This is a genomic window from Ruegeria sp. YTSC004 (genome assembly GCF_059609805.1).
The window spans coordinates 155,907-176,004 of the sequence record NZ_JBXWMJ010000006.1; the positions used below are offsets into that span (position 1 = coordinate 155,907).

17 protein-coding genes and 1 pseudogene are annotated in these 20,098 nt (G+C 56.4%); 11 read left to right on the forward strand and 7 right to left on the reverse strand.

The window, feature by feature from the left end; all coding sequences use genetic code 11:
• The first annotated feature begins 106 nt into the window (after positions 1-106).
• Together AC2FFP_RS12710 and AC2FFP_RS12715 are read left to right on the forward strand one after the other, a co-directional pair.
• Positions 107-1,501: a bifunctional enoyl-CoA hydratase/phosphate acetyltransferase gene (locus tag AC2FFP_RS12710; RefSeq protein ID WP_496844329.1), complete on the forward strand. Its 1,395-nt coding sequence runs from the start codon at positions 107-109 to the stop codon at positions 1,499-1,501.
• Positions 1,494-2,663 (forward strand): acetate/propionate family kinase, encoded by a 1,170-nt coding sequence (locus AC2FFP_RS12715; RefSeq protein WP_496766342.1) that lies wholly within the window; start codon positions 1,494-1,496, stop codon positions 2,661-2,663. The genes AC2FFP_RS12710 and AC2FFP_RS12715 overlap by 8 nt, the downstream gene beginning before the upstream one ends.
• 6 nt (positions 2,664-2,669) lie before the next feature.
• Here the strand turns inward: AC2FFP_RS12715 and AC2FFP_RS12720 are convergent, their stop codons facing one another.
• From AC2FFP_RS12720 to AC2FFP_RS12750, 7 genes and pseudogenes are all read right to left on the reverse strand, one after another.
• The gene (locus tag AC2FFP_RS12720) at positions 2,670-3,140 is read right to left on the reverse strand and encodes a phage holin family protein (protein WP_496766344.1); all 471 of its coding nucleotides are present in this window, start codon (positions 3,138-3,140) and stop codon (positions 2,670-2,672) included.
• Positions 3,141-3,150: 10 nt separating this feature from the next.
• Positions 3,151-3,426, reverse strand: a complete 276-nt coding sequence (locus tag AC2FFP_RS12725) for a hypothetical protein (RefSeq protein WP_058272015.1) — start codon at positions 3,424-3,426, stop codon at positions 3,151-3,153.
• A 166-nt stretch (positions 3,427-3,592) separates the two neighbouring features.
• Positions 3,593-4,258, reverse strand: coding sequence for a D-lyxose/D-mannose family sugar isomerase (locus tag AC2FFP_RS12730; RefSeq protein ID WP_496766347.1), 666 nt, complete (start codon positions 4,256-4,258; stop codon positions 3,593-3,595).
• Between the two features lie 17 nt (positions 4,259-4,275).
• Positions 4,276-5,202, reverse strand: coding sequence for a carbohydrate kinase family protein (locus AC2FFP_RS12735; RefSeq protein ID WP_496739074.1), 927 nt, complete (start codon positions 5,200-5,202; stop codon positions 4,276-4,278).
• A 37-nt stretch (positions 5,203-5,239) separates the two neighbouring features.
• On the reverse strand, positions 5,240-6,241 hold the full coding sequence (locus AC2FFP_RS12740) for a glucokinase (protein WP_496766540.1): 1,002 nt from the start codon (positions 6,239-6,241) through the stop codon (positions 5,240-5,242).
• Between the two features lie 18 nt (positions 6,242-6,259).
• A pseudogene (locus AC2FFP_RS12745) lies at positions 6,260-7,564 on the reverse strand (GH1 family beta-glucosidase); the annotation flags it as partial.
• A gap of 3 nt (positions 7,565-7,567) precedes the next feature.
• A complete protein-coding gene (locus AC2FFP_RS12750; protein ID WP_496724758.1) occupies positions 7,568-8,599 on the reverse strand; it encodes a LacI family DNA-binding transcriptional regulator in 1,032 nt (343 codons plus the stop codon).
• Positions 8,600-8,815: 216 nt separating this feature from the next.
• Here AC2FFP_RS12750 and AC2FFP_RS12755 point away from each other — a divergent pair, with 216 nt between their 5' ends.
• The 9 genes from AC2FFP_RS12755 to AC2FFP_RS12795 all read left to right on the forward strand — a co-directional run bounded on the left by AC2FFP_RS12755 (position 8,816) and on the right by AC2FFP_RS12795 (position 20,069).
• Positions 8,816-10,084: an ABC transporter substrate-binding protein gene (locus tag AC2FFP_RS12755; RefSeq protein ID WP_496766349.1), complete on the forward strand. Its 1,269-nt coding sequence runs from the start codon at positions 8,816-8,818 to the stop codon at positions 10,082-10,084.
• A 66-nt stretch (positions 10,085-10,150) separates the two neighbouring features.
• On the forward strand, positions 10,151-11,158 hold the full coding sequence (locus AC2FFP_RS12760) for a carbohydrate ABC transporter permease (RefSeq protein WP_170418733.1): 1,008 nt from the start codon (positions 10,151-10,153) through the stop codon (positions 11,156-11,158).
• A gap of 4 nt (positions 11,159-11,162) precedes the next feature.
• Entirely contained in the window at positions 11,163-12,311 is a 1,149-nt protein-coding gene (locus tag AC2FFP_RS12765; RefSeq protein WP_496778319.1) for a carbohydrate ABC transporter permease, read from the forward strand.
• A gap of 9 nt (positions 12,312-12,320) precedes the next feature.
• The gene (locus tag AC2FFP_RS12770) at positions 12,321-13,976 is read left to right on the forward strand and encodes an alpha-amylase family glycosyl hydrolase (protein WP_496766353.1); all 1,656 of its coding nucleotides are present in this window, start codon (positions 12,321-12,323) and stop codon (positions 13,974-13,976) included.
• Between the two features lie 3 nt (positions 13,977-13,979).
• Positions 13,980-15,062 (forward strand): ABC transporter ATP-binding protein, encoded by a 1,083-nt coding sequence (locus AC2FFP_RS12775; RefSeq protein WP_496844334.1) that lies wholly within the window; start codon positions 13,980-13,982, stop codon positions 15,060-15,062.
• A 457-nt stretch (positions 15,063-15,519) separates the two neighbouring features.
• Positions 15,520-16,644: an extracellular solute-binding protein gene (locus tag AC2FFP_RS12780; protein WP_496766357.1), complete on the forward strand. Its 1,125-nt coding sequence runs from the start codon at positions 15,520-15,522 to the stop codon at positions 16,642-16,644.
• A gap of 118 nt (positions 16,645-16,762) precedes the next feature.
• Positions 16,763-17,875, forward strand: a complete 1,113-nt coding sequence (locus AC2FFP_RS12785; protein ID WP_496844335.1) for an ABC transporter ATP-binding protein — start codon at positions 16,763-16,765, stop codon at positions 17,873-17,875.
• Positions 17,876-17,886: 11 nt separating this feature from the next.
• Positions 17,887-18,807: an ABC transporter permease gene (locus AC2FFP_RS12790; protein WP_496766359.1), complete on the forward strand. Its 921-nt coding sequence runs from the start codon at positions 17,887-17,889 to the stop codon at positions 18,805-18,807.
• Entirely contained in the window at positions 18,804-20,069 is a 1,266-nt protein-coding gene (locus AC2FFP_RS12795; protein ID WP_496766362.1) for an ABC transporter permease, read from the forward strand. The genes AC2FFP_RS12790 and AC2FFP_RS12795 overlap by 4 nt, the downstream gene beginning before the upstream one ends.
• Positions 20,070-20,098: the final 29 nt, after the last annotated feature.

The window sequence follows — 20,098 nt, forward strand, 5'->3', positions numbered from 1 at the left end:
CATCGCAGAAATGTAGGGGCAAAGGTGGATATGTTCTGGTTCCGGGGGGGGCGAACATCCAATGTTTGAAACGACGAACGCACATTCAAAAACAAAGCCAGGCAAGATGAAAATTCAAGAAAACAGAACCTATTCTCAACTGAAGGTAGGCGACAAGGCGCAGGTCACCCGATTGTGCACCGTGGACGACTTGTACGCGTTTGCCTCCGCTTCGGGCGACCACAACCCGCTGAACCTGGCAGCCTATGACGGTGATGGAGATGGGCGCCCCGAGGCTGTCGCGCCCGCTTTGTGGCCTGCTGGTCTGGTGGCCGCAGTCATTGGGAACATCTTGCCGGGGGCCGGTACGCAAACACGTCGGGCGGATCTGAGTTTTCATGCTTCGGTTTTGGCGGGCGAAGAACTGACTGCCTTTGTGGCTGTTACAGAAAAGCGTGAAGACGGCGACCTGACCTGTTCCGCCGAAGTGCGCCGGGTCGGGGATAACGCATTGATCCTAAGCGGCACCGTACAGGTCACGCCACCGTCGCGGCATTTGACCTTCGACTCGGTCGAGGTACCGGGACTGATCGTTCAGCGTCACCGGCACTTCGACGCTTTGTTGGAAAAGGCACGTCCTCTGGACCCGATGGCCACAGCGATCGTCGCCCCGGAAGAGCCGAATTCGCTAGGCGGGGCATTGCTCGCGTTGGAAAACGGCATCATTACTCCGATTTTGGTGGGCGACCCGGACAAAATCACCGCCGCTGCCGCCCAGCTTGGGGCCGATTTGTCCGGAGTGGAAATCATTGAAGCGCGAGACCACGAAGTGGCCGCCCAACGCGCGGTCGGACTGGTCGTTGAAGGTAAGGCCCGGATGCTGATGAAAGGTCACTTGCACACAGATGTCCTTCTACGCGCCGTTCTTCGCCGCGAAAACGGCCTGAGGACCGGGCGACGCTTGTCGCATGTGTTCGTCATGGACGTGCCGGGCATGTCCCGGCCCATCATGGTTACTGATGCGGCGGTGAATATTGCACCGGATCTCGAAACCAAGGCCGATATTGTTCAGAACGCCATCCATCTTGCGCATTCTATTGGCATCGAGATGCCCAAGGTTGGCGTCTTGTCGGCGGTTGAGACCATCAACCCGCATTTACCGTCGTCTGTCGATGCGGCGCTGTTGTCGAAAATGGCCGAGCGTGGACAAATCACCGGCGGGCTGGTCGATGGCCCTCTGGCAATGGACAATGCGGTTGATCTGAACGCCGCGCGGACAAAAGGCATCACCTCACCGGTCGCGGGGGTCGCAGACATTCTGGTTGTTCCGAATATCGAAGCCGGCAACATGGTAGCCAAGCAGCTGACATATATCTCTCATGCCGAGGCTGCCGGCGTCGTGATAGGTGCTGCGGCACCGATTATCCTGACATCTCGGGCAGATGACGATGCTTCGCGGCTGGCGTCTTGTGCTGTCGCGGCGCTGCATGCAATTGCGAATGAAGGCAAAATCCATGGCTGAACATGTTTTGGCACTGAATGCCGGGTCGTCCTCGTTGAAATTCGCGTTGTACGAACTGGTCGAGGATCGACGCCCCAGTATGCGCTGGCGCGGTCAGATCGAGCGGTTGGGGGATGCCCCACGCCTGTTGGCCCAATCGGCGGGGGGGCGATCTGTCGATCGCCAGCTGTCTGGGGCTAAAACACATGACGAGGCCATCAATGCGTTTCTTGAACTTACCCGCGAATACCTGCCGGACACTCACGTCCGGGCCGTGGGCCACCGCGTCGTTCACGGCGGGCCAGTCTATTCGGAACCTGTCGTGGTGGACGAGCACGTCTTTGATACGCTAAGCGGTTTCATTCCCTTCGCACCTTTGCACCAACCCTACAGCCTTGCGGGTATCAAGGCGGCCGCGGCAGCCTTTCCGGGTACCACCCAGATTGCGTGCTTCGATACCGCGTTTCACCGGACGCATCCTTGGGTGAATGATACTTTCGCCCTTCCGCAACGTTTTTACGAGAAGGGTGTGCGCAGATACGGGTTTCACGGGCTGAGCTACGACTATGTCTCGCAAAAGCTTAAAGAAATTGCGCCGGGTTTGTACGACGGTCGTGTCGTTATTGCGCATCTGGGAAATGGCGCGTCGATGTGTGCGGTGTCGGGCGGTCGGGCCGTGGCCTCGACCATGGGGTTTTCGGCGCTCGACGGTCTGCCCATGGGCACCCGCAGCGGGCAATTGGACCCGGGGGTCGTGCTTTACATGATGCAGCAAGAAGGGATGGAGGCAGACGAAATCGCCGAGCTTCTTTATCGAAAGTCTGGCTTGCTTGGTCTGTCCGGCATGTCCTCAGACATGCGCACCCTGTTGGCTGCTGACACTCCGGATGCGCGCAAAGCGATTGAGTATTACGTCTTCCGCATCCGTCGGGAACTGGGTGCCTTGTCTGCTGCGCTGGAAGGCATCGACGCTTTGGTATTTACCGGAGGTATCGGTGAAAATGCCGCCCGTATCCGACAGATGGTCTGCGAAGGGATGCGCTGGATCGGGATTGATATGGACCCGAACCGAAATGCAGACAACGCCACGGTTCTGTCCACTGATTTCAGCCGGGTGCGTATTCTGGCCATTCCCACAAACGAAGAGATGGTGATCGCGCGTGCAGCGGCCAGAATGGCATAATCGCTACTAATCCGATTTGTTTTTTCCACGCCGCGCGTATCTGAGTAGGACGCCAAGAACCGTGCTGATAATGTCAGGCGACAGCATCCCGATCGGATCGCGTTTGAGACCGACAATCATGTTGCGCGCTTCGGTGACATTGTCCCGGACTTCATCCTCAATGTCGTGCAGCGCCATATCCCGCAACTCGACGGCCGCTGAGGTATCAGTTTCGGCCGTCATGGAATTTGCGACCAATGCGAGGATTACGGCCAGAACAAAGTTCACCCCGGCCACTATGATTGCCGCCAGAGACTTTGACATGGTCTCGGACAGCCAAAAGAACCCGGCGACGTTTAGCATGATAACCGCCAGCCCAACGGCCAACCCGGCAGCGGCATAAAAACCCGTGCGCTTTGCCGCGACGGCCAGTTGCCGTTGTGCAATCAACCGTTCAGCGCGCAGGATGATCGAAATGTTGCGTGAAATGCGATTCATGTTCGGGCTCCTACCGGGAACGGCCTAGAAGATAGCCAAGCGTGAAAATCCCAAGGGCGAATAGGATCGGCCTTTTATGTGGAAACTCCTCAAGCTCTGTCATGACTTCTTCTAATTGCGTTGACCACTCATCCAGGCTTTCGACAATTCCGTCCGTCATCGATTTGTGTGGATCAGCTTGTTTGCCGCTGTTCGAATCTGAGATGCCTTCTGGTGCGCTGGATTGTTCGGCCAGTTGACGCCGCAACTCTGCGACTTCGGCTTCTAGCTGTGCTTTGGTTACCATCACTTGGGTCCTTCGATGGTCGCGCAAAAATCAGGCTCGCGACTTTTTCCTTTGTCGAGGGCCATGTTAATTCGATTTTTTGAATTCGGGAAAGGGTGTTATCCCGATGCAGCGATCAGCACCCGGCCCCGGATGTGATCAAGCCTGCGCACGCGCTATCCGTTTATCAATAGTCCGATACCAGCAAGAAATCGGGCTTTGTGTTTTCTTCAATCGTTGCAAAGCGCGGAATGGGATCCTCGAATACATTATCGGTCCGGTCATCGTTGACAGTTGACACCTCGCCAATCAGGCAGTCGCCCTGTTCCGCCCAGAATGCGTGCCAGATTCCCGGCATCAGGGTTACGCTCTGACCGGGTTTCAGCCGCAGCAACTCACCAGGTTGGATGATGACAGGGCAGTTGTCACTGGGAACAACCACCGGGTTATCTCGGTCGATACCGCCTTCAGGGTCCGAGGCATAAATCTCCATGACCAGATCGCCGCCGCCCCGGTTGATGATGTCTTCGGCCTTGATGATGTGGCGATGCATCGGGGAGAGTTGTTTGTCCCGAGAAACCAAAAGCTTCTCTGCATAAAGCATCCCGCGACCTTTTTTCAGATCCTGCACATCGCCATTGCGCAGGGTAAATAGGAACAGGCCGAGCTCATCAAACCGGCCTTGACCATAGTCGGTAATATCCCATCCGAGGCCGCGGTCACGGATGCCTTGTGCCTGAGCGCTGCGCATTTGTTCCGGCGACCAGTTGGCAAAGGGGGGCAGGACGGCCCCGAACGAGCGAATGAAGGTCTCGGCTTTGGTCTTGATGTCGTTGATATCTGATCTTTTCATCTCGGTCCCTCAGGGGGTCAAAGTTCATGCGCCCAGGGCGGGTTTGCGCCAGCGCGGGAAACGGTGATGGCGGCGACGTCTGCACCTTTGGCTAACGCCGCGCGCAAGTCGTCCTGGCCCAACGTCCGCAGATTGGACTTGGTCAATCGACCTGTTCGGTCCAATTCAGCAAGGACTCCGGCGTTGAACGTGTCACCGGCACCCACCGTATCGACCACCTCGACCGCTTTGACTGGCACCGAGGTTTCGGACCCGTCCGCCAGATATCCCGAGGCCCCATCACTGCCGCGCGTTACGATAACCACGGAAGGACCTGTTTGCAGCAGCAAAGGTACTTTCTCCGCCAGTGTTTCAGGTCCCGGAACGATCCAGTCCAGATCCTCATCCGAGACTTTGACGATGTCAGATTGTGCAATCATACGGTTTAGCCGGGTGCGATACCGCGTTTGATCCTTGATAAATCCCGGCCGGATATTTGGATCCAGCATGACCGCTCGGTCCGCTCCGTGACGCTCAAGCAGGGCTGCATAAGCATCAGCGCAGGGTTCGCACGCCAGGCTAATCCCGCCAAAATACAGCGCCGATGCAGCAGGCAATTGTTTTGGCATATCCTCAGGGGTCAACATGCGCCCGGCCGAGTTTTCGTCGACAAAGTTGTAGCTGGCATGGCCATCTTCCAGCTGGACAAACGCCAATGTCGTTGGGCGATCCGATCGGATCACATGGCTGGCGTCTACATGGCTGGTTTGCAGCGCGTCCGCCAGTTGCTGTCCGAACATATCCGACGATAGCCCGGTCAAAAGACCCGCTGGCGCGCCTAGCCGACCCAGCGCTACGGCTGTGTTGAACACTGCGCCGCCGGAGTGGGGCACGAATCCGCGCGACCCAGAAACGGTTGGCTCGGCGATCATGTCTATCAGGGCTTCACCGCAGCACAGAATCATGCCGTGGTCCTTTCTGTAACAGGGTCAGGCGGCCAGTTTACCGCGCGAGCGCACTTTTACAGAAATTGTTAGCGCCAACAATGCCAAATTCATCCTGCTCGGACACATACAGGTTCATTGAACGCCGCAAGTCACTGAACCGCCCGCCGGCGTTAAAGGCATCCCGGAACGCATCCTTGAACAGCCACCGGTTTTTCTCGGCGACGCCACCCACAAGGAAAACACCTCCTGTCGGCATGTAGGCGACAGCCAGATCGCCCATAATAGCCCCAAGGTGGGTTTTGAACATATGCGCAGATTTGACCGCAATCGGGTCGGATTCCGCCAGCGCGTCCTGCAGTATATCCTTGGCGTTGCGCCTTGGAGCATCGGACTGTCCAGCGGCCATGCTGGCGGCTTGGTACAGAATGGGAAGGCCGGTTCCGCTGAGGAACATTTCCGCTTCGAGCACTAGGCTGTCATCAAAGAAGCATTCGGGCGCGATATGGCGTGCCGCTTTGAAGACTTCGACCTCATCCTCGTGGCGTGGGGACAGTCCGACATGGCCACCTTCGCCCGACGCGGTATGGTATCGCCCTTGGGAATAGAGCAATGCGCCTACGCCTAGGCCAGTGCCGGGGCCCACAACCAGCCGGGTTCCGACCGGCGGTGTCTCAGCCCCTTGCAGGACCTCGACATGGTCACCGGTGATTTCGGCGACCGACCAGGCGGCCGCGGTGAAGTCATTGATAACAAAGGTGTGTTGCGCGCCTGTTGCCTTGCAGATGTCGCTTTCGGACAAATCAAGATGCGCATTTGTCAGGCGGATTGTCCCGTCTTTGACCGGACCTGCTCCGGCCGCAACGACGGCGCGTGGATCGGTACCAATCTCGTCGCGCAGGCTGTGAAACGCATCCAGAAGCTCTGGCAACGACCCGGTTGGGTGTTTGCGGAGGTCCATCAGCTCTCCGTTCGAGATGACACCTAGTCTTGTGTTTGTGCCACCGATGTCCGCGACAAGGTTCCAGTGTTCGTGCATGGTTCCGGCAGGCTGTGCCATCGGCAGAGAAACAGGCCCACCGGACAAGGCCGATTTCAGCGCGTTGTACGAGGCTTTTGGCGTCCGCTCGAGCGTATTGAAATCTACATCAACCAACCCGAACCGCTTTTCATAGCCAAAGGACCACTCGTAGTTATCCAACAAGGACCAGATGAAATAGCCCCTGACTGGAACGCCGTCGTCCAGCGCGTTTTGAACGGCACCAAGGTGTTTGTTGAGGTAGTCAATACGGTCGTCATCTTGCTGGCGTTTCGGGCTCGCCATGCCGTTTTCGGTGACATAAATTGGCAAGTCGCCGGTATAATCGCGCACCGTACGGGTCAGAAAGCGCGTCAGGGCATCGGGTTCAATCTCCCACCCCATCTGGGTTTTGGGCAGCGGGCCGGGTACTTCTTCCAGGCTTGGCCATGCGGTATCGGCAGGCGCGATCAGTTTGCGGGTATAGTAGTTCAGACCGCACCAATCGACGGGTGCACCAATGGTGTCAAAGTCGTCTTGCCAGCCGGATGGAAGATGAGGTTCCAACCCGTCCAGAACATTTTGCGGATAGGCTTTTTTGAACACACCACCTAGGAAAAACCGGTTGTAAATCCCGTCATAAAGGTCGGCCGCCTTGCGTGCAGCGGGGCTGTCATCGGCAGGTTCGGCCCATTCCAGATTGAACACAGCGCCCAGGTTTGACATGCCCAGACCACGCATCGCTTCGATGGCGCGGCCATGAGCCAGCAGAACATGGTGCATCGCGCGAGCCGTGGCGCGGATGTCGCGCATTCCGGGCGCGTGATGCCCTTCAAAATGGCTCAGCCAGCTGACGCACCACGGCTCATTGATCGGCGCAACACTGTACATACGGTCGCCAATGCGGCCCATGATGACCTCGGTGAAATCGGCGAACCAATTTGCGATATCCCGGTTGCGCCAGCCGCCCAGATCTGCAAGCGGAGAGGGCAATTCCCAATGATACAGGGTCGCACAGGGGCGAATGCCGCGTTCCAGCAGCGCGTCGGCGAGCCGGTCGTAAAAATCCAGACCTGCCTGATTTACCGGGCCACGCCCTTCAGGCAAAACGCGCGCCCAGCTTGTCGAGAACCGGTAGCAATCAAAACCCGCGTCCCGCACCAGATCGAAATCCTGTGGAAAACGGTTCAGGTGGTCACAGGCCAGATCTCCATTCTCGTTTCGCACAACGTTTCCGGGTGAAGCGGCAAAACTATCCCAATGTGTTTTCCCCGCACCGCCCTGTGCGTGGCCTTCGATTTGATAGGCAGAGGTTGCGACACCAAAGAGAAAGTCTTTGGGGAAGTCCGAACGAGTGTATTTCATTTTTCAGAACCTGTTGGGAGCGGGGCCGGTCGAGCCGCCAACTACCAGTTCGGCCTCCAGCAATCTAGTTTTTACCGGGTCTTCCGGAGATTTGATGCGTTCGATCAGCATTTCAGCGGCTATTTCTCCGGCTCGACGCACGGATGACCGTGTGGCCGTGAAAATTGGCACATCCTGACCGTTTTTCAGATAAGAAAGATCGTCGTCATGGGCGATGACTGATACGTCCTTGCCCATCTTCAACCCCGCCTCGTTGAGAGCACGGCGCACACCGATCGCGGAAATCATGGATGCGGTCAGGATGGCCGTAGGTGGGTCATCCAGGCGAAGCATATCGCGGGATTCATGGTGGCCATAAACCTCGGTCATCTCGGCGCTGCGCATCAATTCCGGGTCGGGGGACAGACCTGCCTCATGCAGGGCCTCAAGATATCCGTCGCGGCGACGTTGAGCGAAATCCATATCCTCAAGCCCGTTGATCAGGGCAATGCGACGATGCCCAAGGTCGATCAGAAACCGGGTGGCGCGCAGGAACGAACTTTTGTTGTTCACGTCGATCCAGTCATAAGGCACGTCCACCCCGGTTGACCTGCCATGAACAATAAAGGGCACGCCCATTCTGGTCAGGACCTCGATCCGGTGCTCGTTGACTTTGGGGCCTTGCAAAACAATTCCATCAACCGCGCCGCGTTGAAAAAGACTGCGATAGGCTTCCTCGATCGAGGTGTCATCGGCGTTGGTGAACATCATGTCATATCCATGATCCGAATACTTGCGTGCAGCACCGGCGACAAAATCACCAAAAATCGGGTTTACCATTTCATGCTGGGATGAGGAGGGAATCACGTGCCCAATCACCATCGAGCGACCTGTTGCCAATCCCTTGGCCCGGCTGTTCGGCCGGTAGCCATGCTTGGCAGCGGCGGCTTGGACGCGCAGGCGCGTGTCCTCGTTCACCTCGGGGTAGCCATTCAGCGCGCGGCTGACAGTGGTTTGAGATAAACCAAGGATTTCTGAGAGCTGCTTTAGATTCATCTTCGCCTCAAAGCGCCTTCAAATTTGATCATTTGCAAAATTGCAGGCGCTTCCCGCCCGACTGTCACATCTTGCTGACACTGCCCTGAATATTAATAATATGGGCATCAGTAAACAGATTATTGACAAAATTTGAATGTTAGCGGATAAAGTGCGTCATCCAAAGCGCTTTGAAAAAGAGTCTCAAAAGCGCGAGCAAAGTTGGGAGGAAACTTCATGAAACACTCGCTTTACGCAGGCGCGGCCACGTTCGCCCTGATGGCGGGCGCGGCGCATGCCGACAAGGTCACCGTGTTCGGCCCGTGGCTGGGGCCTGATCAGGAAAATGTCGAAAAGGTTTTGGACGGCTTTGCCGCAGCGACTGGGCATGAGTACAGCTATGTGGGCTCGGACAGCTTTGAGCAGCAGATCAGAATTGATGCCGAAGCCGGATCGGCGCCCAACGTAGCAGTGTTTCCCCAACCCGGTCTGGCATCAGATATGGCCAAGGCGGGATTCCTGACGCCCCTGAGTGAAGGAACTGCGGATTGGATTCGCGACAACTATGCGGCCGGCCAATCCTGGGTGGATCTGGGAACCTATCAGGGCCCGGACGGGCAGGACCATCTGTATGGGTTTTTCTACAAGGTCGACGTGAAATCGCTGGTTTGGTTTGTGCCGGAGAACTTCGAAGACGCCGGCTATGAAATCCCGACCACAATGGAAGAGCTGAAGGCGCTGACCGATCAGATCGTTGCAGATGGCGAAACGCCATGGTGCATCGGGCTGGGGTCCGGCGGAGCGACCGGTTGGCCAGCGACTGACTGGGTTGAAGACATGATGCTGCGCACGTTGCCGCCCGAAGATTATGACGCCTGGGTCGCCAACGAATTAAAGTTTAACGATCCTAAGGTTGTTGCCGCGATTGAAGAATTCGGAGCGTTTGCGCGCAACGATGATTACGTGGCCGGTGGAGCAGGTGCGGTTGCAACGACTGACTTCCGTGACAGCCCGAAGGGAATGTTCAGCTCACCTCCGCAGTGCTACATGCACCGTCAGGCTTCATTCATTCCCGCTTTCTTCCCTGAAGGCACGGTTGTGGGCGAAGATGCCGATTTCTTCTACTTCCCGGCCTATGAAGGCAAGGATCTTGGCAGCCCGGTCCTTGGGGCCGGCACAGTTTGGGCGATCACCAATGACGGCCCGGGCGCGCATGCGCTGATGAAATACCTGGAAACACCCGAGGCGCACGAAGCCTGGATGGCTCTGACCGGGTTCCTGACGCCGCACAAAGGCGTCGATACTTCGGTCTTCTCAGACCCTACGCTGAAGAAGATGAATGACATTCTTCTGGGGGCCACCACCTTCCGGTTTGACGGTTCCGACCTGATGCCGGGCGGCGTGGGTGCAGGCACCTTCTGGACTGGAATGGTCGACTATACGGGCGGAACACCTGCCCAGGACGTCGCCGACGAAATCCAGTCCTCGTGGGACGCGCTGGACTAAAGCGTCTGAGATTGGGCAACCCGCTCTGCCGGGTTGCCCGAACCTATCGTCGCAAGGGAGAGCGGCATGCACCCGGCATTTCAAGGCCTGCTGACCATCGCCATCGGCGTGTCAGGTTGCGTGGGCTATTTCTATCTATCCAATCAGTTTCTGGACAGAGTTCTTTTCCCGCCTCGGGGGCCGAATGCTGGCCGCAATATCAACCGCGCGAACATGATCCGGCCTTGGTTGTTTCTATTCCCAGCGCTGGCTGCTTTGGGCTTGTATCTGGCCTATCCGGTTGTCGAAACCCTGCGCCTGTCACTGACGGACCGCGTCCCAGGCGGCGGCTACAAATGGGTCGGGCTGGACAACTATATCCAGATGGCCAAGGAGCCCAAGTTTTGGGAAGCAATGCGCAACAACATGTTCTGGTTGATCATTGTGCCTGCAATGTCGACGGCCTTTGGCCTGTTGGTGGCACAGCTGACTGACCGCATTCGTTGGGGGAATCTGGCCAAGTCGCTGATCTTTATGCCTATGGCGATCTCGTTTGTTGGGGCATCGGTTATCTGGAAGCTGGTCTATGACACACGTCCGGCCGAACAAGATCAGATCGGAATGCTGAATGCGCTGTATATTTTCTTTGGCGGGACCGAGCCGCAGACGTGGCTTACGATACCGTTCTGGAACAGCTTTTTGCTGATGGTTGTCCTGATCTGGATTCAGACTGGTTTTGCAATGGTCATCCTGTCGGCCGCCTTGCGTGGTATCCCCGAAGAAACGATTGAAGCCGCAATTTTGGATGGCGCCAATCCGTTCCAGATCTTTTTTCGGATCAAAGTGCCGCAGATCAAAACTACTATCCTTGTCGTCTGGACCACGATCACCATTACTGTCCTCAAGGTCTTTGACATCGTCTTCGCCATGACCAACGGCCAATGGGAGACGCAGGTTCTTGCCAACTACATGTACGACAAGCTGTTCCGAGCGAATGACTGGGGCGTCGGGTCCGCTTCGGCCATGGTTATTATGCTCCTGGTGGCTCCGATTCTCGTCTGGAATGTGCGCAACGCACGGAAAGAGATGGAGTAGGGCAATGAGCGATATTGCAGGAACCAAACCCGCCCTTCGCTGGGTCGTCCATGCCTCGGTTCTCTTTCTGGTGGTGCTGTGGGTGGTACCCACGCTTGGCTTGCTGATTTCATCTTTCCGCACGGCGGACCAGATCGCAACCAGTGGTTGGTGGCGGTCGCTGTTCCCGTCCGAACAAAACCTGACCCTTCGCAGCGCGGCCCCGGATACCCAGGTACTCGAAAACGGGCTGTACGTGATCGAAGGCAATCTGTTTGACGAAGGGACGAAGGCGACAATCTCAAAATGGGGGATCAGCTCTCGCGCGATCGATGCCTTTGCCCCCGGCGAAACAGCTGTGCTGCGAAAGGGCGGCACAATCACCGTAGATGCTGCAGGGAATTACCGCATGGAGAACCCGGACGAGTTCACCGGCAGCCGCGGATCGCGTGTTTTTGTAACTGCAGAATTGCCGCCTGAGTTTACCTTAGACAATTATCACAAGGTTCTTCTGGCAGAAGACAGCACCGACAGTATGGGACGCGCATTTTTCAACACGTTGACCGTGACGATACCGGCAACGATCATTCCGATTCTCGTGGCGGCTTTTGCAGCCTACGCGCTGGCCTGGATGGATTTCCCCGGGCGCGCGTTGCTTATTGCGGCTGTCGTTGGTCTGTTGGTTGTCCCGCTGCAACTGGCCCTGATCCCGTTGCTGAAATTCCACCTGAATATTGGGATTGGCAAAGGGTATTTGGGGGTTTGGATGGCACACACCGGGTTCGGGTTGCCGCTGGCGATTTATCTTTTGCGTAACTACATGGCGGGTCTGCCCCGCGATCTGATCGAAAACGCGCGGGTCGATGGCGCGACCGAGTTTCAGATCTTTACCAAGTTGATCTTGCCGCTCAGCTTTCCAGCGCTGGCGTCTTTTGCGATCTTCCAGTTTCTCTGGACGTGGAATGACTTGCTGGTAGCTAAGGTGTTCCTGATCGACGCATCCGGACAGACCACCGTCATGACCAACCGCATCGTCGAGCTTTTAGGCACGCGCGGCGGGAATTGGGAAATCCTTGCCACAGCGGCCTTTGTTTCGATCATCGTCCCGCTGATTGTTTTCTTCGCAATGCAAAAATATCTGGTCCGCGGTCTGTTGGCCGGGTCCGTTAAGTAGAGGCGTCTGATGAACGTGCAGAACACCGTGAAACTCGAAACAGCAACCAAAGCAGCCGCCGAATGGTGGCGGGGCGGAGTGATATACCAGATCTATCCACGCAGTTTTCAGGACAGCAACGGCGATGGAATTGGAGATCTCAAGGGTATCACCCAAAGGCTTGGTTACATCGCTTCGCTTGGCGTCGACGCAATCTGGATCTCGCCCTTCTTCAAATCACCGATGAAGGACTTCGGTTACGACGTCAGCGACTATCGTGATGTTGATCCGATGTTCGGAACCATGGAGGACTTTAAGGAACTCTTGGATCAGGCGCATTCAGTTGGGCTGAAGGTGATGATTGACCTCGTGCTGTCGCACACGTCGGATCAGCACCCATGGTTTAAGGAAAGCCGGTCCAGTCGCGAAAATGCCAAGTCCGACTGGTATGTTTGGGCTGATCCCAAGCCCGACGGCACTCCGCCAAACAACTGGCTGTCAATTTTTGGTGGGTCCGCATGGCAGTGGGATTCCCGGCGCTTGCAGTACTATCTGCACAATTTCCTGACGTCGCAGCCGGATCTGAACTTCCATTGCTCGGACGTGCAGGATGCATTGCTGGATGTGGCGCGGTTCTGGCTGGACTTGGGCGTGGATGGTTTCCGTCTGGACACGATCAACTTCTATTTCCACGACAAACAACTGCGCGACAACCCTGGCCTGCCGATGGATCAGCGCAATGCCTCGATCGCGCCCATGGTGAACCCCTATAACCATCAGGATCACCTTCATTCCAAAAGCCAGCCGGAAAACATCGCCTTCCTCGAGCGGTTGCGCGCACTAACGGACGAATACGAAGGCCGTGCTTGTTTGGGCGAGGTTGGCGACGCGCAGCGCGGTCTTGAGATCATGGGTGAGTATACCAGTGGCGATAAGCGCATGCATATGTGTTATGCTTTTGAGTTTCTTGAAAAACGCGCTTTGACCGCCGCATACGCCAAACAGGTGTTTGATCAGTTGGAAGAAAAGGCTGGCGATGCATGGCCTTGCTGGGCGTTCTCAAACCATGATGTTCAGCGTCACGCGTCGCGGTGGGGGCTGGACGACGCAGCCATCCGTCAACATGCAGTGCTGATGATGTGCCTGCGTGGGTCAGCATGCTTGTACCAAGGCGAAGAACTTGGCCTGCCCGAGGCGGATGTTCCATTTGAACATCTGCAGGACCCTTACGGCATAGAATTCTGGCCGGAGTTCAAGGGCCGTGATGGTTGCCGCACTCCGATGGTTTGGGCTGCGCAGGACGAACAGTCCGGGTTCAGTACTGGAGCCCCCTGGTTGCCCGTCAGCCAAACGCAGGCCGAGCGTGCGGTTGACCGGTTAGAGCAAGAGCCAAATTCGACGTTGCACCACTATCGCCGTGCCATCGCGTTGCGCCACGCGCATTCCGCATTGATGTCTGGCCAGCAGCGCGAGATGGCGCAGTCTGGACCGATCCTGACCTTCTTGCGTGAGGACAATGCCCAACAGATATTCTGCGCGTTCAATTTGGGATCTGACAGCGCGGAAATCACACTGCCCGACGATAACTGGCAAGCAATCGGGCAAGAGTTGGGCGGTGTCGGAGGGGCGGGGACCATCACCCTCGGTGCGGCCCAATTCTGTTTGATGGCTCGGGTACAGGGGTAAGTTATGTCTGAACTCAATCTCACGGATGTTGCCAAAACGTATGGCAATGTTGATGTCTTAAAGAACATTAACCTCGACATCGAACGCGGTGAATTGATTGTATTTGTCGGGCCTTCGGGTTGCGGTAAATCCACGTTGCTGCGTATGATTGCGGGGCTAGAAAAGATCACTGGCGGAACGCTTGAGATCGAAGGCCAGGTGATGAACGACGTGCCGCCAGCGCAGCGGGGCATTGCGATGGTTTTCCAAAGCTATGCCCTGTATCCGCACATGACGGTACGCGAAAATATGGCTTTCGCATTGAAGATCGCCAAAATGCCATCGGACGAGGTCGACGCGGCGGTTGATCGCGCCGCCCGTATCCTTCAGCTGGAACCGTTTCTGGATCGGCTTCCAAAGGCACTTTCTGGTGGCCAGCGGCAACGGGTTGCAATCGGTCGGGCGATCGTGCGCGATCCAAAGGTCTATCTGTTCGATGAACCGCTTTCCAATCTTGACGCAGCGCTGCGCGTCGCGACCCGCATTGAAATCGCGCGTCTGAAAGAGGCAATGCCCGACAGCACGATGGTCTATGTCACCCACGATCAGGTCGAGGCGATGACATTGGCCACACGAATTGTCGTCCTGGCCAACAAGGGGATCGCACAGGTTGGCACCCCTCTCGAACTATACGAAACGCCTGACAATGAGTTTGTCGCGCAATTTATTGGCTCACCTGCAATGAACCTTTTGCCGGGGGTCATCACGCAGACTGGTGAGCGCACCGTCGTAAAACTGGATGGTGGTGGGACCGCGGTGACCAGCATCCCAACCGACGCAGCTGACGAGGGTAAACAGGTAAATATCGGAGTGCGTCCCGAAGACTTTCACCCCGTTGAAAGCAATCCGATTATGGAAGGGATTGTGGACTTTACCGAAGCACTTGGCGAGGTCACGCTGTTGTATTTTGCCGCCAAGGACGGGGAGGACCCCACAATCGCAAAACTGCCGGGGGTCCAAAAAAACATGCGGGGCCAAACCGTTGCCGTTTCGGCAGATCCGGGCAAGGTTCACTTGTTTCACCAGGGCCTGTCCATGAGGAAGTGACCGCGAGCGGCGCATGATGATCGAAAGGTGCGGCACAGTACGCGAATGCCGCTTACTGCACAGTTTGGAACGTTGTCTGTGCCCCGCAGTGGTAAGTCCCGAGGTCTGTGTGCGTTTCCAAATGCATGCAGTTTATGACTGTTTTTGACGTGAGTTCTTTCGGTCGGGCATGGCAAATACTTCTTTTCCCCTTTTGAATTGCGGCGCAAAGCCTAGTCCCGAGCTTGACGGGCAGCCGTGTCAATTTCTTACGAAACATTGCCAAAATAAGCTGCTCCGGTCTCAAAATGTGACTGCGATCCCAGGGGGTAACTAACCATATTTGCTAGATTAAATCGCAATCTGGATATACGAAATTGCCAATCCGTCACTTTTGGCCTGACAATGCCCCCGCAAAGTTCTAGCGTGGCAATCATAATAACAAAACAACACAGTCCAATAACGGGAGAACCATAATATGGCTGAACGGAAAACCCTTTCCAGACGCTCGATTCTGAAAGGCGCGGGTGCGGCTGCCCTTGCTGCGCCGCTTTACAGCAAAAGCGCTCTGGCATCTTCGGGTGAAATCAACATTCTGATGTGGTCGGACTATCTGCCGCCCGCATTCCTGCAAGAGTTTGAAACTCTGACCGGAATCAAGGTGAACTATACCGGTATCGGGTCGAACGAAGAAATCATCAACAAGATGAAGGCCACCAAGGGCCAAGGCTTTGACATCGTGTCGCCGACGAACAACCGCTCGCTTCAGTGGGGGCCGCTGGAACTGTTGCAGCCCTTCGACATGAACAAGGTTCCGATTGATCTGGTGAACCCTGCGATGGCGCAGATCGGCACCGACGCCTGGAACTTTGCTGACAGCGGCGTGCACTGGCTGCCGCATATCTGGGGTACCGAAGGCATTGCCTACCGCACCGACCTGTGGCTGCCCGAGGGCGACGCCCCGTCCTATGGGGACGTCTGGTCCGAAGCAAACGCAGGCAAGACCATGGGTCGCGCACACTCGATGATGCTGGGCGCGGGACTGTATATGGAAGCCTCTGGCGAGATGGAGCCTGGCTCTGTCTGGGCCGCGTACGGCGACGAAGACACCATGCGCAAGGTCTGGGGCCAAATCACTGACTGGTGCGTCGAGCGGAAGAACCGGATCAAGCTGATCTGGAATGATGCCGACACCCAGAAAAACGGCCTGTTGAACGAAGGCGTTATTGTCGGCCAGACCTGGGATGGTCCGCCGCTGGCGCTGAAATCAGCGGGTGAGCCGGTGCACTATCAGGCTCCGGTCGAAGGTGCGATGGCATGGGTCGACGGTATGTCGATGCCGACCGGTGCGCAGAACATCGATCAGGTTTATGCCTTCATTGATTTCGCCTATCAGGCCAAGCCTGCAGGTGTCGCCATCGATAGCCACGGCTACAACTCGCCAGTTCTGGGTGCCGACCAATATGCGGGCGACACCTACAAGAAGAACTTCGCTGAGGCCTATCCGGGCGACTCGCTGGCAAACCTGAACCCATGGCCTGCTGAGGCTCCGTGGTATGCCGAAACTCGGACCGAGTTCGTCAACAAGTTCAAAAGCGCCTGATTGCTTTGACAAGGTGCCCTCCGCCACTGTGCGGAGGGCTATCAACCCGCATGCCACAAAGGCGTGACGGACGCTATTTCGGTGCGGTCATGGACTGTACCTGACGGAGATACCAAAAATGAGTGCAGGGGTCGGTGTAGATCTTGAGAACCTGTGGATCCGTTTCGGTGATTTTGTTGCCGTGAGGGATGCAAACGTGAACATCAACGGGGGCGATTTCTTTTCGTTTCTCGGTCCCTCGGGGTGCGGCAAAACAACGATCCTGCGGGCAGTTTCGGGCTTTCTTGAACCAAGCGAAGGCAAAGTTCTGATCGGCGGCAAGGATATGCGGGGCATCGGCCCGAACAAACGCCCGACCGCCCTGATTTTTCAGAACCTCGCGTTGTTCCCGCTGATGAAAGTGTGGGAAAATATCACCTTCTCATTGGAGATCAGTGGCGCAAGCGCAAAAGAGCGCCGAAAGCGTGCCGATGAGCTGCTGGACATGATCGCGCTGCCCGATCAAGGTGACAAGCTGCCAAGTGAACTGTCCGGCGGTCAGCGACAACGGGTTGCCATCGCCCGCGCGCTATGTGCGGAACCGGATGTACTGCTGCTGGATGAGCCGTTGTCCGCGCTGGACCTCAAACTGCGCCAGCATATGCGCACCGAGCTGCGTGAGATTCAAAAGCGCGTCGGCATCACCTTCATCTATATCACCCACGACCAGGGCGAAGCCTTGACCATGTCAGACAATATCGCGGTCATGCGGGCTGGTGTCATCGATCAAATCGCCGATGGCAAGACCATCTATAATGATCCCAACACTGCATTCGCCGCCTCTTTCGTAGGTGAAAACAACGTGTTCCGCGGCAAAATTAAACAGATAATGGGGAACGAAGCGCTGATTTCAACAAACCGGTCTGGTGAATTGGTTGCACGTATCTCGACCGCCAACCAAGGAAAGCTGAAAGTGGGCGATGACGCCATGATGTTCATTCGCCCCGAAGCTTTTGCGATCGCTGCCGATGGCGCATCAGGAGATCACTTTGTCACCGCGCGGGTGAACCACGAAGAATTCGAAGGTAACGTCTTCAACATCTTCACCGAAGGTGACGGCGGTAAAGAGATCAAGGTGTCCTTGCCAAATCTCGGCCAATCCTTCGATGACCACACAGGCCAAAACATCACGTTGGAATATGAGACTCGCAATGCGGTTCTGGTTCCGGCGGGTGATTTGGCCGCAGAATAAGGGGGCCTTCTATGCCAGGCTTCCTGAAAGAATTCTTCAACCGAAACGGCATCGGCATGGGCGCCGCAATATTGGGTCTTGTCCTGTTCTGGACCATTGGCCTGATCATTCTGCCCCAGCTGTCGATGCTGGATTTCTCCTTCCGTCCGAACCTGCCACCGCCCGAGATTGGCGGGCCTAAGGACGTTTATACGCTGGAGAACTACAAATACCTGATCTATGGCCCCGAAGGCGGCAGTCAGTCCTATAATGCAGTCGACCTGAGGGTCTTTTTTCGCACACTGCTGGCCGCAGTCTGTGTGACGGTCTTCAACCTGATCCTCTGTTACCCGATCGCTTACTACCTGGGTCAGTCCAAAGGCAGCCACATTCGCATCTTCGCGATCATGCTGATCATCCCATATTGGATCAACGAGATTTTGCGCGCCTTTGCCCTGCGGATTATCTTTGGTGAGACCGGTGTTTTGAATACCCTGTTCGTGGGGCTGGGCATCTGGGATACGCCGTTTGACTTTATTCGCAATGACATCGCGCTCTATGCGGGTCTTGGCTATGCCTACATCCTGCTGATGATCTTCCCGATGTACAACGTGATCGAAAGTCTGGACAAAAACCAGATCGAGGCCGCGCGTGATCTTGGTGCGCCATGGTGGCGAATTCACTGGCGTGTGGTCATTCCTTACGCCAAGCCGGGCATCAGCTCGGGCTGTACCATGGTGTTCATGCTAAGCGCCGGTGCGCTGGCCGCGCCGCAAATCCTGGGCGGACCGTCAAGTCTGTGGTTCACGCAGCTGATTTACCAGCAATTCAATGACAACAATGACTGGCCGCAAGGTGCTGCCTACGCCATCGTTCTTCTGGTGACCTGTATCCTGTTCGTGCTGGCGATGATGCGCCTGTTCAAGGTGAACATGGGGGATATCGGGAAATGAATAATTCCTTCCTTCGTGTAAGCATCTGGGTCTATCTGATCATCTTCTTCCTGTACCTGTTGGGCCCGCTGGTAATCATGTCGGTCACGGCCTTCAACTCGTCGGCTTTCCCACGGATGACGCCGTGGGAGTGTCTGACCTTCCAGTGGTTCGGCGAGCTGTTTCAGGATCAGCGTATCCTGAACGGCATCAAGAACTCGCTGATCATTGGCGCCGGAACGGTTGTTCTGTCGGTGGCGATGGGTCTGGCCGGTGCGCTGATGCTGACCCAGATCTGGCCTAAGTTACGGGCGACCTACTATACGATCATCATCGCTCCGATCCTGATCCCGGGTGTTGTTCTGGGCATCTCGACTTTGGTGTTCTGGGATCGGATCAACCGGATGCTGGGACTGGGTGCAGATAGCTTCCTGTCCAACGGTATCTTCCTGACGGTAATCGGCCAATCTACCTTCATTGCAAGCTATTGCATGTTGGTTCTTGTGGCGCGCCTGCAGCGTTACGATGTGGCATTGACCGAAGCGGCACTGGACCTTGGTGCAACGCATGCTCAGGCTTTCCGCAAGATCCTGTTGCCCTTCATGCGTCCTGCGATTGCCTCGGCTGCAGTGCTGGCGTTCCTCGCTTCGTTCGAGAACTACAACACCACCACTTTCACCTTTGGTGAATACCCGACGCTGACGATCGAACTGGCGCAAAAGGTGCGCTACGGCATTACGCCTGCCATTTCGGCTCTGGCCTTCATCATCGTGGCACTGACAGTGTTCTTTGCCTTGTTGAACGAAGCCAAGCTCAAGCGTCAGGAACTGGTGGCCGCAGCCCGCAAGAGCGCCACAGTTGAGGAGCTGGCCGGCAAGATTAAGCTGCCCAGCTTCTTTGCTGGCAACATGGCGGCTGTCTTGCTGGTTGTGTTTGCGGTTGCGACGATCACTGTCGTTGGCACCGCAACGGCCTACAACCCCGGCCAATGCATCGCCAATGTGAAAGAGCAGAAACGCCTAGAAGCCGAACAGCGTATTCAAGAGCTGCGCAAGCAGCGCGAAGAACAGCGCAAAAAGCGTGAGGCCGAAGAAGCCGAACAAGGTGGTGCGCAGCAATCCACACCGAAACCGTCCAACAACAGTGGTTTTGGCAACGTCTTCGCGCCGAATGCTCTGGGTGGCGACGCGGAAGAGGAGAGTTCGGATACTGAAACTCCACCTTCAAACAACGGTGGTTTCGGGGGCGCGTTCGACCCCAACAGTCTGCAGACTGACCAGTAGGTTTCGGAGCGAAATCCAAAACCAGCGCC

Excerpts from the sequence above, each read along its gene's own strand:
- AC2FFP_RS12785 (WP_496844335.1), top strand. The coding sequence starts at position 16,763 with ATGAGTGCAGGGGTCGGTGTAGATCTTGAGAACCTGTGGATCCGTTTC.
- AC2FFP_RS12775 (WP_496844334.1), top strand. The coding sequence starts at position 13,980 with ATGTCTGAACTCAATCTCACGGATGTTGCCAAAACGTATGGCAATGTT.
- AC2FFP_RS12715 (WP_496766342.1), top strand. The coding sequence starts at position 1,494 with ATGGCTGAACATGTTTTGGCACTGAATGCCGGGTCGTCCTCGTTGAAA.
- AC2FFP_RS12795 (WP_496766362.1), top strand. The coding sequence starts at position 18,804 with ATGAATAATTCCTTCCTTCGTGTAAGCATCTGGGTCTATCTGATCATC.
- AC2FFP_RS12720 (WP_496766344.1), bottom strand. The coding sequence starts at position 3,140 with ATGAATCGCATTTCACGCAACATTTCGATCATCCTGCGCGCTGAACGG.
- AC2FFP_RS12750 (WP_496724758.1), bottom strand. The coding sequence starts at position 8,599 with ATGAATCTAAAGCAGCTCTCAGAAATCCTTGGTTTATCTCAAACCACT.
- AC2FFP_RS12740 (WP_496766540.1), bottom strand. The coding sequence starts at position 6,241 with ATGGCACAGCCTGCCGGAACCATGCACGAACACTGGAACCTTGTCGCG.
- AC2FFP_RS12765 (WP_496778319.1), top strand. The coding sequence starts at position 11,163 with ATGAGCGATATTGCAGGAACCAAACCCGCCCTTCGCTGGGTCGTCCAT.
- AC2FFP_RS12760 (WP_170418733.1), top strand. The coding sequence starts at position 10,151 with ATGCACCCGGCATTTCAAGGCCTGCTGACCATCGCCATCGGCGTGTCA.
- AC2FFP_RS12790 (WP_496766359.1), top strand. The coding sequence starts at position 17,887 with ATGCCAGGCTTCCTGAAAGAATTCTTCAACCGAAACGGCATCGGCATG.
- AC2FFP_RS12755 (WP_496766349.1), top strand. The coding sequence starts at position 8,816 with ATGAAACACTCGCTTTACGCAGGCGCGGCCACGTTCGCCCTGATGGCG.
- AC2FFP_RS12780 (WP_496766357.1), top strand. The coding sequence starts at position 15,520 with ATGGCTGAACGGAAAACCCTTTCCAGACGCTCGATTCTGAAAGGCGCG.
- AC2FFP_RS12725 (WP_058272015.1), bottom strand. The coding sequence starts at position 3,426 with ATGGTAACCAAAGCACAGCTAGAAGCCGAAGTCGCAGAGTTGCGGCGT.
- AC2FFP_RS12770 (WP_496766353.1), top strand. The coding sequence starts at position 12,321 with ATGAACGTGCAGAACACCGTGAAACTCGAAACAGCAACCAAAGCAGCC.
- AC2FFP_RS12735 (WP_496739074.1), bottom strand. The coding sequence starts at position 5,202 with ATGATTCTGTGCTGCGGTGAAGCCCTGATAGACATGATCGCCGAGCCA.
- AC2FFP_RS12730 (WP_496766347.1), bottom strand. The coding sequence starts at position 4,258 with ATGAAAAGATCAGATATCAACGACATCAAGACCAAAGCCGAGACCTTC.
- AC2FFP_RS12710 (WP_496844329.1), top strand. The coding sequence starts at position 107 with ATGAAAATTCAAGAAAACAGAACCTATTCTCAACTGAAGGTAGGCGAC.